Raw genomic sequence first — 15,276 nt, forward strand, 5'->3', positions numbered from 1 at the left:
GTTCAAACAGCGCTCAATAAGTATCACTGCAAGCCTGAGGGCGCAGGTATAGCGCCCGAAAGAGGCGCGTAAATATCCGGTAAAGCGGCGGTTTGCCTACAGTGAGGCGGGAAATTACGCCGTTGCGGCCCCGGCAGCTACTGTTTTGATAGCGGCTCAGTTCAGCAGCGCCGCCACATCCGCAAGGCGCGGGATGCCGTCTATGGCGCCGTGCCGTGTCACCGAGAGCGCGGCCGCCGCGTTGGCCCATTGCATGGCAGCGGCCAGTGGCTCGCCGCGCGCCAGGGTGGCCGCCAGCGCGCCGGTGAAGGTGTCGCCCGCCCCTATGGTGTCGCGCACGGCCATGGCCCGGCCCGGCATGGTGAGCGGCGCCTGGCCTGCCTGGTAGAGCCGGCAGCCGGCCGCGCCCAGCGTGACCAGCACGGCGCGGGCGCCGCGGGCCAGCAATCGCGCGGCTGCTTCGTCGGCCGAACCGGCATGCGCCGCGCCGGCCAGCAAATACAGTTCGCTCTCGTTGGGCGTCAGCACGTCCACCAGCGAAATCAGTTCATCGCTGAGCGGCCGCGCGGGCGCGGGATTGAGCAGCGTGAGCGCACCGGCCGCGCGGGCCAGGCGAAAGGCTTCGAGCGTGGCCTCGGCCGGCACTTCACAAGACGCCATCACGACGCGGCAGCCCGCCAGCAGCGTTGCCGCAGCCTGCGCGTGGCGCGCGCCCAGGCCGGTGCCTGCGCCGGGGTAGACGGCAATGCTGTTGTCGCCGTCGTCATAGACCAGGATCTGCGCGACGCCGCTGCGCTCGCCGGCGGCTTGCTCGACGTGGCGGGTGTCTATGCCTTCCTCATGCCAGAGCGCCATGCCCATGCGGCCGAAGTCGTCGTCGCCTATGCGGGCGAGCAGCGCCACGTTTGCACCCTGGCGCGCGGCGGCGACGGCGGCATTGCTGCCCTTGCCCCCCGGGCTGATGCTGAAATCGGAGGCCATCAGTGTCTCGCCGCGGGCAACCGGCCGCGCCACCCTGGAGATCAGGTCGGCGTTCCAGCTTGCGACGCAGACGACGTCGGCGGCCGTCATTTATTTGGCCCCGTAGCCCATGGTCTGGGGCAGCCAGAGCACGATCTGGGGAAAGAAGGTCATGGCCAGCAGAAGCAACAGCAGCATGACCAGGAAAGGCCAGCCTTCCTTCATCATCTCGCCGATGGGGATGCCGGTCAGCGCCTTGGTCACGAAGAGCAGCATGCCGAAAGGCGGGTGGATCAGGCCGATCATCATGTTGAGCACCACCAGCACGCCAAAGTGCACCAGGTCCACGCCCAGCAGCTTGGCAGCGGGCAGCAGCATGGGCACAAAGACCAGCAGCAGCACCGACACGTCGAGGAAGCAGCCCAGCACCAGGAACATCACGTTCACCATCAGCAAAAAGCCGATCTGCGAAAAATGCATGCCGTCGACCCAGGCGGCCATGGCCTGCGGCACGCCTTCGGCGGTGAAGGCGTAGTTGAGCATGAAGGAGCCGGCCAGGATCATGGTGATCACCGCGCTGCCACGCGTCGATTCCATCACCACGCCCCAGAAGCTGCGCCAGGTCAGGGCCCGGAACACCAGCGCCGCGAGGATGAGCGCATGCAGGGCGGCCACGGCGGCGGCTTCGGTCGGCGTGAAGATGCCGGAATAAATGCCGCCCAGCAGCACGATGGGCATGGACAGCGGCAGGGCGCCGCGAAAGATCAGGCCGGCCCATTCCGAGCGCGGCACGGGCTCGTCGCGCGGCATGTTGCGTTTTTTGGCGATGATGGCGACCACGCCCATCATGAGGCCGGCCATCAGGAAGCCCGGCACCACACCGCCCAGGAACAGCGCGCCAACCGAGGCGCCCGACACCAGCGCGTAAATCACCATGGGAATCGAAGGCGGGATGATGGGGCCCAGCGTGGCGCTGGCCACCACCACGGCGCCGGCAAAACCGCGCGAGTATTCGGGCTTCTTGAGCATCTGGCGAATCGTGACCAGGCCGGGGCCGGCCGCGTCGGCAATCGCACTGCCGCTCATGCCAGAGAAGATTACGCTGACGAGGATGTCCACCTGCGCCAGCCCGCCGCGCATGCGGCCGACCAGGATGCGGCAGAAATCAAAGATGCGCTCGCTCACGGTGCCCGCATTCATGATGTTGGCGGCGAAGACAAACAGTGGCACCGCCAGCAGCACGTAGCTGTTGTAGAGGCCGTTGCCGATCTGCTCGGCCACCAGGCCGATGTCCTGGCCCTTGGCGGCGAGGTAGCCTATGCCGGCCGCGATCATCGAAAAACCGATGGGCATGCGCAGCAGCATGCCCGCCACCAGCACCCCAACCAATACCCAGATACCGTGTGTCATATGCGCAGCTCCGCTTCCAGACCCTTGCCGCGGATCGCGTTCCAGATCGCCCAGGCCGAGCGCGCTGCCAGGGCAACGAGCAGCAGCACAAAAGGCATGAAGACCCACATGAAGGACACGCCCAGCACGGGCGTTCCTTCGCGGGCCATGAAGTGCACGTAGTCCCAGCAGCCCGGGATGCCCCAGAGCGCCAGGCCGCCCACCAGCAGGTTGCCGGCAATCGCCATGACCTGGCGCGCGCGGTAAGGCACGCTGTTCCAGACCAGGTCGAACACCACGTGCTCGCGCTCGGGCACGACCACGGCGGCGGCCCAGAGGATGACCCAGACATACAGGATCACGGCCATCTCATCCGTCCAGGCCAGGGGCTTGCCGAAGAAAAAACGTGCCGTGATCTGGATCACGAACACGACGAACAGGGTCAGGAAGAGTCCGCCGCCAATCACATTGGCGGCCTTTTGGGGCCAGCTTTTCATGGGCGTTGTTGTGGTGCTTGCCGCCAGGTTTACCTGGTCGCGTTGATGCGCTCAAGCAGGCCCTTGGGCCAGACCTTGGCGTAGTCGGAGTTCAGGTAAGTCGCCTGCACGGTCTTGCGGAAGGCATCGACGTCGGGCGTGGTGACCTGCAGGCCTTCCTTCTTGAAGAATTCGACCAGCTGGCCTTCTTCCTTGATGCGGTTTTCGTTGTTGTAGACGGCGGCGGCCTGCGCTGCCGCGTGGACCTTGGTCTTTTGCGCGGCGCTCATGCCGTTCCAGGCCTTGTTGGAGATGGCGATGAAGATGCCGTCCACCAGGTGGCTGGTCATGACGATTTGTTTGGTCACTTCATAGAACTTGGCGGCGCGCACCGAGGGCAGGGGGTTGTCCTGGCCGTCGATGGTGCCGGTCTTCAGGCCCAGGTAGACCTCGCCGAAGGCCAGCGGCGTGGGCGTGGCGCCCAGTGCCTCGCCGAGGAACAGCCATTCCTTGGAGCCGGGCATGCGCAGCTTGATGCCCTTGAGGTCGGCCGGCACCTTCACGTTGCGGGCTTCGCGCAGGTTGACCTGGCGCGTGCCGAGGTAGACGGTGGACAGCGGCGTGACTTCCATCTTTTCGGCCACGGACTTGAACATCTCGGTGCCTATGGGACCGGAGAACACCTTTTGCTGGTGGTCCGGGTCGCGCACGATGTAGCCAGCGGTGAAGATGGAAAACTCGGGCACCAGCTTGGCGATGTCGAAGGCCGAGATGGAGGAGAGTTCGAGGTTGCCGCGCGCCATGGCGGCGGGCTCGGCGCCCTGCTTGAACAGCGTGGCGTTCAGGTTGATCTGCACGTCGAATTCGCCGGGCGCGCTTTTCTCGAGGTTTTCCTTGAAGACCGTCCACATCTTGGCGTGCCAGTCGTCGGGCACGGCGGGCGTCGAAACGCGCAGCACCATTTTGTTCTGGGCCTGGGCCGCGGGCAGCAGGGTGCCCATCAGCAGGGTGGCGGAAGCAGCCGCCAAAAGGCTGCGGCGCAGGGTGGACGAGAGGGAAGTCTTCATGGTTGTCTCCTTTTTTGGGTCAATCGTTTGGGGGCGGGCCCCGGGTCAGCGTTCAGCGGTCATTCAGCAATCACTCGGATTTTGTATCAATCCCGAAAGTGCTGATGGTTTTTTCCAGCGCCTTGTATTCTGCGTCCGTCAATGCCACCAACGGCGCGCGCACGCGCAGCCAGGCGGCATCGCCGCTCAGCATGGCCATGATGCCCTTGAGGGCGGGCATCAGTGAATAACCATCCAGCAGGCCGATCAGCTTGACCACGCGTTCGCGTTCGGCGGGTGTGGCCGCGGCGCCGGGCTCGGTCACCAGGCGCTTGACGAGGCGCGGCATGAAATTGGCCAGGCCGCTGATGGCGCCCGTGCTGCCGCGCTTGCCCATCTCGGGAAGGTCGGGTTCAAAGCCGACGTAGACCGTCATGTCTTTCATGAAGGCATTGGCCAGGCCCACCGAATGCTCGGTGTTGCAGGCGCTGTCCTTGATGCCGACGATGGTGTCCGGGTACTGCTTCTTGAGTGTGGCGATCACGTGGTGCGACAGCGGCACGCCGGTGACCTGGGGGATGTGGTACAGGTAAAGCTTGAAAGGCGTGCCGGCCATGCCGTCGATGACGTAGCGGTAGCTGGCTATGATGCCCTGGTCGGACACGCCTTTGAGGAAAAACGGCGGCAGCATCAGGCAGCCGTGTACGCCGGCCTTCACCGCGTGGCGTGTGAGCTCCAGCGTTTCAGGCAGGGCGGCGCAGCTGGTGGAGACCATGATCTGCGCGGCGGGAATGCCGTTCTTGATGAGCTGCTCAATCGCTTCCTTGCGCTCGGCCAGCGAGAACGAGGGGCCTTCGCCCGTGGTGCCGAAGGCCGTCACGCCGGGGCAGCCGGCGGCGATCAGCGCCTTGCAGTGGGCGGCGAATTTGGCGTGGTCTATGTCCAGGCCGGCCGTCAGCGGCGTCAGCAGGGCGGGCCAGATGCCGCGAAAGGATTTGTCGGCGGCGGGAAAGGAACTCGTCATTCAGGGATCTCCAAAGACCACGGCATCTCGGGCCGCGGCAGTCCGAGCACGCGGCGGTGCGCGCTCTCGATGTGATGGCCCAGGCGGTCGACCACGGCTTGTGCGTCGCGCCGCTTCAGGGCATCGATGAACCAGAGGTGCTCTTCCATCGCGGGAATCAGCACCTCCGGGGAAAGGGATGAGGCTTCAAGCTTGATCAGGCGCACCCGCAGGCTGTTGATGCGGTAGACCTCGGAAATCAGCTCGTTGCCCAGCGTGTCGATCATGAGGTCGTGCAGGCCCCAGTCCACCGTGGTGGCATCTTCCAGCAGCGCGTCGTCGATGGCTTTTTTGCGCGCGCGCTTCACGATGTTCACGTGCGCCTGCTCGATGGCGGCCAGGTCGGCGTCGGACACCGTGGTGACGAAGCGGCTGGCGGCCTCGCGCTCCAGCAGGCCGCGCAACTGGAAGGCGTTGTTGATCAGCTTGAGGTCGACGTGGGCCACCTGCAGGCCGCGCTGCGGCACGGTCTTGACCAGGCCCTCGGCCTCCAGGCGCGGGATCAGTTCACGCACGGCGCCCAGCGGCATGCCCAGCAACTGCATCAACTCGCGCTGCGAGACGAATTGCCCGGGCCGTATGTTGGCCTCCACGATCTGCTGCTGGAAGCTTTCATAAGCCTGCGCGCGCAGGCTGATGGGTGCGGAAGGTACGGCCGTGCTCATGGGTTCAGGCGTGGTCGCTGGCGATGACGCCCTTGCGCAGCAGGATGTTGCCGTACTTGCGCTGCTCGCCGGTCTGCAGGATCAGGAAAGCGGCCTGGGCACGCGCGTAAAAATCAAAACGCTCCAGCGAGACCGCGGGGCGTTCGCCGGCCTGGTGCAGCACGGTGGCGAATTCGGCGACAGGCGCGGGAACGGCCGTGGCGTCGCCCACCACCTGCATGGTCCAGGCGGCATCGGGCACAAAGTCGTCCAGCGGCAGCAGCCGCAGTACCGCCGCCAGCGCCTGCGGCGCGGTGGCGCCCGCCAGTTGCACCAGCACGGCGCCGCTTTTACGGGCCAACTGCGCGGCCGGGAAGTTCGCATCCACAATCGCCACGTCGTCGCCATGGCCCATGCTGGCCAGGGCATGCAGGGCGTCGGGTGTCAGCAGGGGCGGGATGTTTTTGAGCATGGGTAAGAAGTGGCAACAGGGCAGCGTGGTTTTTGCAAAACCTCGGGATTTCCCGCTGTCAATAACTGACATGTTAGTCATAACATGGCTAAACTTTTATCGGGACTAACCCTGAAACGACTCTGACTATGACGACTTTGGACATGGCGCCTGTTTTTTCCGCGTGCGAAGGCAGCGGCCTGCGGCTGGGCCTGGGCGGCGCGCCGCTGGGCAATTTGTTTGCCGCCGTCGGCGATGCCGACGCACGTGCCCTGGTGGACGCCGCCTGGGCCGACGGCTGCCGCACTTTCGACACCGCGCCGCATTACGGCCACGGCCTGTCGGAGCGGCGCCTGGGCGACGCGCTGCGCGGCCACCCACGGGACAGCTATGTGCTGTCCAGCAAAGTGGGCCGGCTGCTGCTGCCCGACGCGAACGCGGCGCGCGCCCAGCACGGCTATGTGGACATACTGCCCTTCAACCAGGTCTGGGACTTCAGCGCCGCCGGCACACGCCGCAGCGTGGAAGAGAGCCTGCAGCGCCTCGGCCTGCCGCGGCTGGACGTGGTGTACGTGCACGACCCCGACGCCGCCTCGCACGGCGAGCGCGCGCCCGCCGTGCTGCGGCAGGTGCTGGACGAAACCCTGCCCACGCTGCAAGCGATGAAGCGCGAAGGCCTGATACGCGCCGTCGGCCTGGGCACCAACGACGTGGACGTGGTGCTGCAGGTGCTGCGTGAAAGCGCACTGGACGTGCTGATGCTGGCCGGGCGTTACAGCCTGCTGGACCACAGCGCGCTGCCGGCGCTGCTGCCGCAGTGCGAGGCGCGCGGCGTGCGCATCGCGCTGGGCGGCGTGTTCAATTCGGGCATCCTGGCGACGGGCGCGCAAGGCGGCACGGCCAGCTTCAACTACGCGCCGGCCGCCCGCGAATGGCTGGAGCGCACGGCCCGCATCGAGTCGATCTGCGAAACGCACGGCGTGCCGCTGCGCGCGGCGGCGCTGCAGTTTCCGCTGGCGCATCCTGCGGTGGACATCGTGATGCTGGGCGCGCGCAAAGTCGCCGAATGGGCCGATGGGGTGGCGATGATGCAATTCCCGATTTCACAGGCCTTCTGGGCGGATTTGCGCGCCCATCGCCTGCTGCCCGTGGCCGCGCCCACACCTTGCCCCTGAGCTGCCCATGACACTACCGGTGACCCGCATCGACGCGCACTTCCATTGCTGGCAACTGGCGCGCGGCGACTACGGCTGGCTCACGCCGGCGCTGGCGCCCATCTACCGCGACGTGGCCGTGGCCGACTGGCAGGCGCACGCCGCGCCGCTGGGCATCAGCAGCGGCGTGCTGGTGCAGGCGGCGCCCACCGAGGCCGAAACACAGTTCCTGCTGGCGCAAGCCGACGCCAATCCGGCCGTGCTGGGCGTGGTGGGCTGGGTCGACATGCTGGCGGCCGATGCGACTGCCCGCATAGAAGCGCTGGCCCGCCATCCGCGCCTCAAGGGTTTGCGGCCCATGCTGCAAGACATTGCTGATGCCGAATGGATTCTTCAACCGGCGCTGGAGCCGGCCCTGCGCGCCATGGCCGCGTGCGGCCTGGTATTCGATGCGCTCGTCAAGTCAGCGCACCTGCCGCATATCCTGGCGCTGGCCGCCCGCCACCCGGACCTGCGCATGGTGATAGACCACTGCGCCAAGCCCGATATCGCTGCCGGTGAATGGCAGCCCTGGGCTGATGGCATTTCACGCATCGCCAGCGAGACGCGGGCGATGTGCAAGCTCTCGGGATTGATGACCGAGGCCGGGCCGCGACCATCGCCGGGCGCGGTGCGGCGCTGGGGCGCGCATGTGCTGCAATGTTTCGGCGCAAGCCGCGTAGTCTGGGGCAGTGACTGGCCGGTGCTGGAGCTGGCCGGTAGTTACGAACAGTGGTGGGGCGAGGCGCAAGAGCTTCTGGCCGGGCTGGATGCCGAAGGGCAGGCGGCGGTGATGGGCGGCAATGCGATGGGGCTTTACCGGCTCCAGGTTCCGCCTCCTTAAAATCAGCCGATGACCGACTCCTCTTCTTCCCTGCGCGTCTGCCGCGCCGACTACGCCAACCCCGTGCACGCGCGCGCCCTGGTGCAACTGCTCGACAGCTATGCGCAGGACCCGGCCGGCGGCGGCAAGCCGCTCAGCGACTTCGCCAAAATGAACCTCGCCAAGGAACTCGCCGCGCGTCCGCAGGCCTTCAGCGTGCTCGCATTCGACGGCGACGAAGCCGTGGGCCTCATCAACTGCATCGAAGGCTTCTCAACCTTCGCCTGCCGCCCGCTGGTCAACATCCACGACGTGGCCGTGCTGCCCGGCCACCGCGGCAAGCGCATAGGCGAAAAAATGTTGAACATGGTGGACGAGATCTCGCGCGAGCGCGGCGCCTGCAAGCTCACGCTGGAGGTGCTGCAGGGTAATGCGGGTGCAGTGAAGCTCTATGAACGCGTGGGCTTTGCCGGCTACCAGCTGGACCCGGCCATGGGCCAGGCGCGGTTTTTCCAGAAGTGGCTGGACTGAGCATGTTGGGAAAACTGCTACGTCAAGGCGTTCACCGTCTATCAGGATGACAGCGTTGTCGTGAATTTTGAGGGCGATTCGATTTAGAGTGGGCTGCCGCGCCTTACTCAAGGCGCGGACGAAAATACCCTTTGATACAAGCCTTATTGCGAACGGCAATCTGCAGGTGGTTAAGGCGCTCAATTGCCGCGCCTGGGTACAGCTCTCCACCTTCCCAGAATGCGCCGCGCACCGTGTCGTAGGCCTTGATTTTCTGGTTCTCGCGCAGTTCATGCATGTTCTCTATGACCAGGCAGTCCAGCCGCCTCATCCTGCGACCCGCTCCGTTGATCGGAAGTGCGTCACCCAGCGATTCAAAGATTTCCTTCAAAAAATCGTACGACCCTTTGATCTCGTCGAGGGCCCGGCGATCAAGTAAATTGCAACACAAGCCCAGGTCGAGAACCGCCCCCACCACGCAGGGTTTCTTGATTTTTCCTTTGCTTATTCTGGGATCGGCAGCAGCCTCCTTGGCAAACTCCCAAGCTCGCTGCGGGTCGTTTTCCCAGAAGTAAATGCCACCTCCCAGCCAGTCATAGTCGTTTGCACTATGGTCAAGATGCTTTTTCGGGTTCGTGAAGATGTCTTCGCCGACGGACTCGTCGCAGCCGTGAAAGCCCAGCACCAAACCGGGCAAGCGCTGATAGATGTCGGGGAATTGCAAGCGTCAGCTCAGCCGTAGCGAGCAGATACCTTGCCGCTGGCAGTGAGATAGCCCAATTTTTTGAGCAGTTCACGCGCGGCTTTTGGATTTTTGGCGAGCTGACTCTTGCGCTTTTCAACGCCCGTGCGGACTGCCGGGTCGGAAAGGCGCACAACCTGGCCGCTAGCGGAATAAACGCCAACCTTCTTCGCGGCAGCCAGTTTTTCACCCGCTGCTTTGGGTGTGTCTTTCTTGCCTGCGTGCAGATTGGTCATATTTCACCCGGTTTTCAAGTTGAAAAACCATCCCCCATTCGGAGAAGGTTTTTTAGCTAAAAAAACCTTCTCCGAATGGGGGATGGGGATAAAGCAAGTTTAAACGCCTTGTTTAGTTTTTCCTAATTTCCTGCCATAAGCATTCAGGCAAAAAAGGGGGTGAGATTTCGCTACTTGGCCCAAGGGAATGCGCGTGTACTCATCGATAGTAGGTCTAAGTTGTTGAAATTACTCAGGAAAATTTCTGCAACAGGCAGAGGTTGAACTGTCGACCCCTCTGGTTCGCAGCCATGTAGTTCATCTACGCCCGGACTGTCAGCCTGATTCGGTTACCCGCTAATGTTTTGCGGAAGAAGCGTCCTGCAGCAGCATCAGCGCCGCAAACGCCACCAGCCCCAGCGCCGCTGAAAACCACAGCGCCCCTGCGCCGAAGCGGTCAATCGCCAGGCCGAACAACCACGGCGCCGTCGCCTGCGCAAAACGCGCCGGCACCATCAACAGGCCTTGCCGCGCGCCATAGTCGCGCACGCCGAACAGCACGAGCGGCAGCGTGCCCTTGGCGATCGTCAGCACGCCGTTGCCGGCACCATGCAGCAGCGTAAACACCGCGCCGGCCGGCACGCCGAAAAACAGGAAAGCCATCGCGCCCAGCGTGTGCAGGCTGCCGGCCACGCGCGCCGAGACCAGCGGGTGCACGTTGCGCAACAGGCCGTATTCCAGCAGCCGGCCGGCCACCTGCGCGGGGCCGACCAGGCCGGCGAAGATCAGCGCGGTGGCCAGCGGCACGCCGTGGGCCTGCAGCAGGCGCGGCAGGTGCGCGGCCATGGCGGTGCTGATGAACCAGGTCACGGCAAACACCAGCGCGAGCAGCACGGCGGTGCGGGTGGCGCTGCCTGATGGCGTCGACGCAGCGGTTTCAGGCCGCGCCGCATCCGCATGGGCTTCGGCGGGAGCCGGCGATACGGGCAAAGCCGGCGAGGCCGGCAGCCGCCAGTTGAGCGGCAAGCCCAGCAGCAGATGCAGCGCCGCCCAGGCCAGGCAGGTGGCGCGCCAACCCCATTCAAGCTCCAGCCAGGCCGACAGCGGCCAGCCCACGGTGCTGGCAAAACCGGCAAACAGCGTGATACCCGTGATGGCGCCACGCGCGTCCTTGCCGTACAGATGCACCAGTGCGGCAAAGGCCGCTTCATAGAGGCCCCCGGCCATGGCAATGCCCAGGATGACCCAGCCCGCAAAGAGGCCCACCGGCCCTTGCGCCAGCGCCAGCATCACCAGCCCGGCGGCAAACACCAGGCTGTTGGCGGCCAGCACCGGCCGGCCGCCATGCCGGTCTATGGCCTTGCCCGCGGCCGGCCCCAGCAGGGCCGACACCACCAGCGCAGCCGAAAAAGCCGCAAACACCGTGGGGGTGCTGACGCCCAGGTCGCGCGCCATGGGCACGGCCAGAATGGCGGGCAGATAGTAGCTGGAGGCCCAGGCCAGGGTCTGGGCGATGCCCAGCTGGACAATGGTGGCGGTGCGGCTTTGTGAAGTCACTGGCACAAGAGTCGCAAGAAACCCGCAGCCTGTTGATGGCGGCGCATGCCTATCCGCCGATCAGGCTCAGCCGCAGCGCCAGGGCCGCCAGGGTCACGGCCAGCACCGGCACGGTCAGCACCACACCCACCTTGAAGTAGTAGCCCCAGGTGATGGTCATGCCCTTGCGGGCCAGCACGTGCAGCCACAGCAAGGTGGCCAGTGAACCGATGGGCGTGATCTTGGGCCCGAGGTCGCTGCCGATCACGTTGGCGTAGACCATCGCCTCTTTCACGACGCCGGTGGCATGGCTGGCGTCAATCGACAGCGCGCCCACCAACACGGTCGGCATGTTGTTCATGATGGAAGACAGCAGGGCGGTGAGAAAGCCCGTGCCGAAGGCCGCGCCCCAGATACCGCCGGTGGCAAAGAAGTCGAGCCAGCCGGCGAGGTAAGCCGTCAGGCCCTGGTTGCGCAGGCCGTACACCACCAGGTACATGCCCAGCGAGAACACCACGATCTGCCAGGGCGCCTCGCGCATCACCTTGCGTGTGCTGATGACGTGGCCGCGCGCCGCCACGGCAAGAAGCAGCAGCGCGCCGGTGGCCGCGATGGCGCTGACCGGAACGCCCCGCGGCTCCAGCCCGAAAAAGCCGATGAGCAGCAGGGCCAGCACGACCCAGCCCATGCGGAAGGTCGCGGCGTCGCGAATGGCTTCTTTGGGCTGTTTGAGTTGCGTGACGTCATAAGCCTCGGGAATGCTGCGGTGGAAATAGACCATCAGCATGGCCAGCGCCGACAGCACGGCCGCGATGTTCACCGGCACCATGACGGCCGCATAGTCGGCAAAGCCTATCCTGAAAAAATCGGCCGAAACGATGTTCACCAGGTTGGAGACCACCAGCGGCAGGCTGCCCACGTCGGCGATAAAACCCGCTGCCATGACGAAGGCCAGCGTCGCGCCGGCGCTGAACCCCAGCGCCAGCAGCATCGCCATGACGATGGGCGTCAGGATCAGCGCCGCGCCGTCGTTGGCAAACAGCGCGGACACCGCGGCGCCCAGCAGCACGATCAGCACAAACAGCCAGCGGCCCCGGCCGCGCCCCCAGCGCGCGACGTGCAGGGCTGACCACTCGAAAAAACCGGCTTCATCGAGCAACAGGCTGGTAATGATGATGGCGATGAAGGTGGCCGTGGCATTCCAGACGATGTGCCATACGGCCGCGATGTCGGCCGGGTGAACGACGCCGAACAGCAACGCCAGCACGGCGCCCAGCGTGGCGCTCCAGCCTATGCCCAGGCCTCGGGGTTGCCAGATCACAAGAACAAGGGTCAGTAGAAAAATAAGCAGGGCGGCAAGCACGTGGGGTTTCCGGTGGTTGAAGTGATGAGGGTGCGATCAGGCACAAAGTTGGCCGCGCGGCCCACCATGGGGCCGCGGCATTTTAGGGCGTTGTGGCGGCGCCGTGGTTTCAGGCCGCGACGGCTGCAGCGCCCGAACCGACGAGGCCCCGCGCATGCGTTTGCAGCATCAGCTTGTCCACACCCTGCTGCGGCAGGTTGACCAGCAGGTCCAGCCGGCGGCGTATCGCATGCAGGGTCTGGCGGAAAGCCTCGCGTTTCTGCGCGTCCGTAGCGTCGCCTTCCGAAGGGTCCGCATACCCCCAGTGCGCGGTGGCGGGCTGGCCGGGCCAGAAGGGACAGACCTCGCCGGCGGCGTTGTCGCAGACCGTGATCACCAGATCCATGTGGGGCGCATCCGGCGTGCCGAACTCGTCCCAGCTTTTGCTGTGCAGGCCTTCCGTTGAAACGCCCGCGCTGCGCAGAATTTCAAGGGCTAGTGGGTGGGGCTGCTGGTTGTCGCGCGGGCTGCTGCCGGCTGAGAAGGCCTTGAAACGGCCTTTGCCGATGTGGTTGAGTGTGGCTTCGGCCAGGATGCTGCGCGCCGAATTGTGGGTGCACAGGAAAAGGACGTTGATGATTTGTGGGTTCATGATGGTTGTTTCAGCAGCATGCCTTGGTGTTGCGGGCCGGGGTGGTTTGGGGGAGTTTCACGAGTGCCTGCGCGGCGGGTTGCGCGCAGCAGGCCTGGGGCGCCCCATCGCCGGCGGGCTTCGCCTCGCTGAACACAGGGATGCTGTCCAGCGTATGGAACTGTTCCCAGGCAATGCCTTGCGGATCGGTCAGCCAGTACTTGTTGCTGCGCGCATAGCAGCAGCTGGTGGGGCCTTCGTCCAGCAAGGTCATGTCTGCGCGTGTTGCGCTGGCCTTGAGAGCCTGGAGTTCTTCGGCCTGCTCGACCTGTATGCCCAGGTGGTCCACGCCGGGCGCATCGCCGCGCGTGGAGATGGCGAAGTTGACCGGCGGGTCGCTGAGCATCCATTTGGCGTAGTCGGTTTCGGTGCGTGCCGGTTGCTGGTCGAACATGGCCGAATAAAAGGCGATGTTCTTTTCAAGGTCTTTGACGTGGACGTGGACATGGAAGCGTTTCATCGTGCTCTCCTGGGGTGGTGGATGTGAAGGGGGCGGATCAGCAGGTGGCGCAAGCGGCCTGCGTGTCGACTTCGCAGGTGCCGCCTTCGCAGCAATGCTCGGTCAGGTAGCCGAGCAGGGCGTTCATCTGGCCGAAGTTGGCGCGGTAGATCAGGTTGCGGCCGCGCGCCTCGCTGCTGGCCAAGCCTGAGTTTGAGAGTTCTTTGAGGTGAAACGACAGCGCGCTGGGCGCAACGCCCAGCTGCTCGGCCATCGCGCCCGGCGTCAAGCCCTCGGGGCCGGCGACCACCAGGGCGCGGAACGCGCGCAGGCGCTGGGCCTGGGCCAGGGCGGCCAGCGCCTTGACGGCCGCGCCTTCGTCGAGAGTGGCAAGTTCCGGGGATTGTATTGATATTTCCATGATTCAAATATAATTGAATTATTGAATCGAGGCAAATCCGCCATCCAGCCGCTCATTGATCAGGAGAACCTATGCCGTCCAAAACGACCGTCACGATTTACCACAACCCCCAGTGCGGCACCTCGCGCAACGTGATGGCGCTGATCCGCAATGCCGGCATCGAACCCGAGGTCATTGAATACCTCAAGACACCGCCAACGCGGGAAAAGCTGAAGGAACTGATCGCACAAATGGCCGTGCCGGTGCGCGAGGCGATCCGGCAGAAGGAAGCCATCTACAAGGAACTCGGCCTGGATGATCCCGCGCTTGGCGACGACGCGCTGATGGACGCCATGCTGGCCCACCCCATCCTGATCAACCGGCCCATCGTGGTGACGCCGCTGGGCACGCGCCAGTGCCGTCCTTCGGAAGCCGTGCTGGACATCCTGCCCGCGCCGCAGCAGGGCGCTTTCAGCAAGGAAGACGGTGAGCGCGTGGTCAACGAAAAAGGTGAGCGCGTTGCAGGCCGCTGATCTACCCAATCTTGACAAAGCGCTGTTTCACTCGCCCTCGGCCAGCCAGTTGCAGGCCTTCCGGCCTTCGGCGCATGAACGTTCCTATAGCCGGCTCGCAGGGCGAGCGGGGCGGGTTTGCGGGTTGCGGAGTTGCCTGTGACTCGGCGGGCGAGTCCGTCTTTCCCTTACCAGGCGCCGCGCAGCGCCACAAAAAAGGCCACATTGCGCTGCTGCGCATTGCCTTCCCATTGCGCATCGGCCGTCAGCGTGAAACCCTTGCCCAACTGACCCGAGACGCCCAGGCCCAGCGCCAGGCTGTCGCGTTTGAGGGCCACGCCCGAGACCTGGAAGCTGCCCGCCCCGGGCGCGCCCGTGTAGCTGGCCGCCAGCGGCGCATTGACGTTGCCGAACTCATGCGCCCAGGTCAGGCGCGGCTCGACCTTGAGCTTGCCCACCTGATGCACCGTCTTCGCGCCCAGCAATGTGCGGGTCGAGCGGGTGGTCTGGCCGGCCACCTGCAGGTTCAGCGCACCGGCGCCCGTCTCGGTGAAATCGTCGGTTTTTGTCCGCACATAAGACAGCGCGGCCAGCGGCTGCAGCAGGTAGCCGCCTTGCGGCAGGTCATGGCTGACTTCTGCGTAGAGCGACTGGCTGCGGCTGTCGAAGTCCGAACTGGCGGTCCGCGAGAGCCCGCCGAATGTGATGGCGCGATCCATGTGGCTGGTGTTCCAGGCCAGGCTGGCCAGGCCCTTGAAGGACCATGGACCCGCGGCATAGCTGCCATAGACCCCGAACCCGTTGCCGCGTGAACGGCCGGTGTCAGCCTGGCTGCTGAAAGAAA

The 15,276-nt window shown here is 65.0% G+C and carries 19 protein-coding genes; 4 read left to right on the forward strand and 15 right to left on the reverse strand.

The window, feature by feature from the left end; genetic code table 11:
* Positions 1–156 precede the first annotated feature (156 nt).
* The 7 genes from ACLV8F_RS23765 to ACLV8F_RS23795 form a co-directional block, all read right to left on the reverse strand.
* Entirely contained in the window at positions 157–1,071 is a 915-nt protein-coding gene (locus ACLV8F_RS23765; RefSeq protein ID WP_411886663.1) for a ribokinase, read from the reverse strand.
* Complete coding sequence (locus tag ACLV8F_RS23770) at positions 1,072–2,370, reverse strand: TRAP transporter large permease (RefSeq protein WP_411879918.1); 1,299 nt, start codon at positions 2,368–2,370, stop codon at positions 1,072–1,074.
* Complete coding sequence (locus ACLV8F_RS23775; RefSeq protein ID WP_411886664.1) at positions 2,367–2,846, reverse strand: TRAP transporter small permease; 480 nt, start codon at positions 2,844–2,846, stop codon at positions 2,367–2,369. Before ACLV8F_RS23775 ends, ACLV8F_RS23770 begins: the two co-directional genes overlap by 4 nt.
* 29 nt (positions 2,847–2,875) lie before the next feature.
* A complete protein-coding gene (locus ACLV8F_RS23780) occupies positions 2,876–3,892 on the reverse strand; it encodes a sialic acid TRAP transporter substrate-binding protein SiaP (protein ID WP_411886665.1) in 1,017 nt (338 codons plus the stop codon).
* A 70-nt stretch (positions 3,893–3,962) separates the two neighbouring features.
* Complete coding sequence (locus ACLV8F_RS23785; protein ID WP_411886666.1) at positions 3,963–4,895, reverse strand: dihydrodipicolinate synthase family protein; 933 nt, start codon at positions 4,893–4,895, stop codon at positions 3,963–3,965.
* The gene (locus ACLV8F_RS23790) at positions 4,892–5,599 is read right to left on the reverse strand and encodes a GntR family transcriptional regulator (protein ID WP_411886667.1); all 708 of its coding nucleotides are present in this window, start codon (positions 5,597–5,599) and stop codon (positions 4,892–4,894) included. The genes ACLV8F_RS23785 and ACLV8F_RS23790 overlap by 4 nt, the downstream gene beginning before the upstream one ends.
* Before the next feature lie 4 nt (positions 5,600–5,603).
* On the reverse strand, positions 5,604–6,050 hold the full coding sequence (locus ACLV8F_RS23795; RefSeq protein WP_411886668.1) for an RbsD/FucU family protein: 447 nt from the start codon (positions 6,048–6,050) through the stop codon (positions 5,604–5,606).
* Between the two features lie 128 nt (positions 6,051–6,178).
* Between ACLV8F_RS23795 and ACLV8F_RS23800 the strand changes: the two genes are divergently transcribed.
* The 3 genes from ACLV8F_RS23800 to ACLV8F_RS23810 are packed head-to-tail and all read left to right on the forward strand — an operon-like array spanning position 6,179 to position 8,576.
* Entirely contained in the window at positions 6,179–7,204 is a 1,026-nt protein-coding gene (locus ACLV8F_RS23800; RefSeq protein ID WP_411886669.1) for an aldo/keto reductase, read from the forward strand.
* 7 nt (positions 7,205–7,211) lie between these two features.
* On the forward strand, positions 7,212–8,066 hold the full coding sequence (locus ACLV8F_RS23805) for an amidohydrolase family protein (protein ID WP_411886670.1): 855 nt from the start codon (positions 7,212–7,214) through the stop codon (positions 8,064–8,066).
* Positions 8,067–8,075: 9 nt separating this feature from the next.
* Positions 8,076–8,576 (forward strand): GNAT family N-acetyltransferase, encoded by a 501-nt coding sequence (locus tag ACLV8F_RS23810; protein ID WP_411886671.1) that lies wholly within the window; start codon positions 8,076–8,078, stop codon positions 8,574–8,576.
* A 103-nt stretch (positions 8,577–8,679) separates the two neighbouring features.
* Here the strand turns inward: ACLV8F_RS23810 and ACLV8F_RS23815 are convergent, their stop codons facing one another.
* The 7 genes from ACLV8F_RS23815 to ACLV8F_RS23845 form a co-directional block, all read right to left on the reverse strand.
* Entirely contained in the window at positions 8,680–9,279 is a 600-nt protein-coding gene (locus ACLV8F_RS23815) for a hypothetical protein (RefSeq protein ID WP_411886672.1), read from the reverse strand.
* Between the two features lie 8 nt (positions 9,280–9,287).
* Positions 9,288–9,533 carry a hypothetical protein gene (locus tag ACLV8F_RS23820; RefSeq protein WP_411886673.1) on the reverse strand — a complete coding sequence of 82 codons (246 nt, stop codon included), beginning with the start codon at positions 9,531–9,533 and terminating at the stop codon, positions 9,288–9,290.
* A 336-nt stretch (positions 9,534–9,869) separates the two neighbouring features.
* The gene (locus ACLV8F_RS23825; RefSeq protein ID WP_411886680.1) at positions 9,870–11,069 is read right to left on the reverse strand and encodes an MFS transporter; all 1,200 of its coding nucleotides are present in this window, start codon (positions 11,067–11,069) and stop codon (positions 9,870–9,872) included.
* 49 nt (positions 11,070–11,118) lie between these two features.
* Positions 11,119–12,411: an arsenic transporter gene (locus tag ACLV8F_RS23830; protein WP_411886674.1), complete on the reverse strand. Its 1,293-nt coding sequence runs from the start codon at positions 12,409–12,411 to the stop codon at positions 11,119–11,121.
* 109 nt (positions 12,412–12,520) lie between these two features.
* On the reverse strand, positions 12,521–13,042 hold the full coding sequence (locus tag ACLV8F_RS23835; protein WP_411886675.1) for an arsenate reductase ArsC: 522 nt from the start codon (positions 13,040–13,042) through the stop codon (positions 12,521–12,523).
* A gap of 10 nt (positions 13,043–13,052) precedes the next feature.
* On the reverse strand, positions 13,053–13,541 hold the full coding sequence (locus ACLV8F_RS23840; protein ID WP_411886676.1) for an ArsI/CadI family heavy metal resistance metalloenzyme: 489 nt from the start codon (positions 13,539–13,541) through the stop codon (positions 13,053–13,055).
* A gap of 37 nt (positions 13,542–13,578) precedes the next feature.
* The gene (locus tag ACLV8F_RS23845) at positions 13,579–13,941 is read right to left on the reverse strand and encodes an ArsR/SmtB family transcription factor (protein WP_411886677.1); all 363 of its coding nucleotides are present in this window, start codon (positions 13,939–13,941) and stop codon (positions 13,579–13,581) included.
* Positions 13,942–14,012: 71 nt separating this feature from the next.
* Between ACLV8F_RS23845 and arsC the strand changes: the two genes are divergently transcribed.
* Positions 14,013–14,453: an arsenate reductase (glutaredoxin) gene (gene arsC, locus ACLV8F_RS23850; RefSeq protein WP_411886678.1), complete on the forward strand. Its 441-nt coding sequence runs from the start codon at positions 14,013–14,015 to the stop codon at positions 14,451–14,453.
* Between the two features lie 167 nt (positions 14,454–14,620).
* Here arsC and ACLV8F_RS23855 read toward each other — a convergent pair.
* Positions 14,621–15,276, reverse strand: a 656-nt coding sequence (locus ACLV8F_RS23855; RefSeq protein WP_411886679.1) for an autotransporter outer membrane beta-barrel domain-containing protein, incomplete at its 5' end; no start/stop codon positions are given.

Source organism: Polaromonas sp. YR568, from assembly GCF_943369675.1.
Lineage (GTDB): Bacteria > Pseudomonadota > Gammaproteobacteria > Burkholderiales > Burkholderiaceae_C > Polaromonas.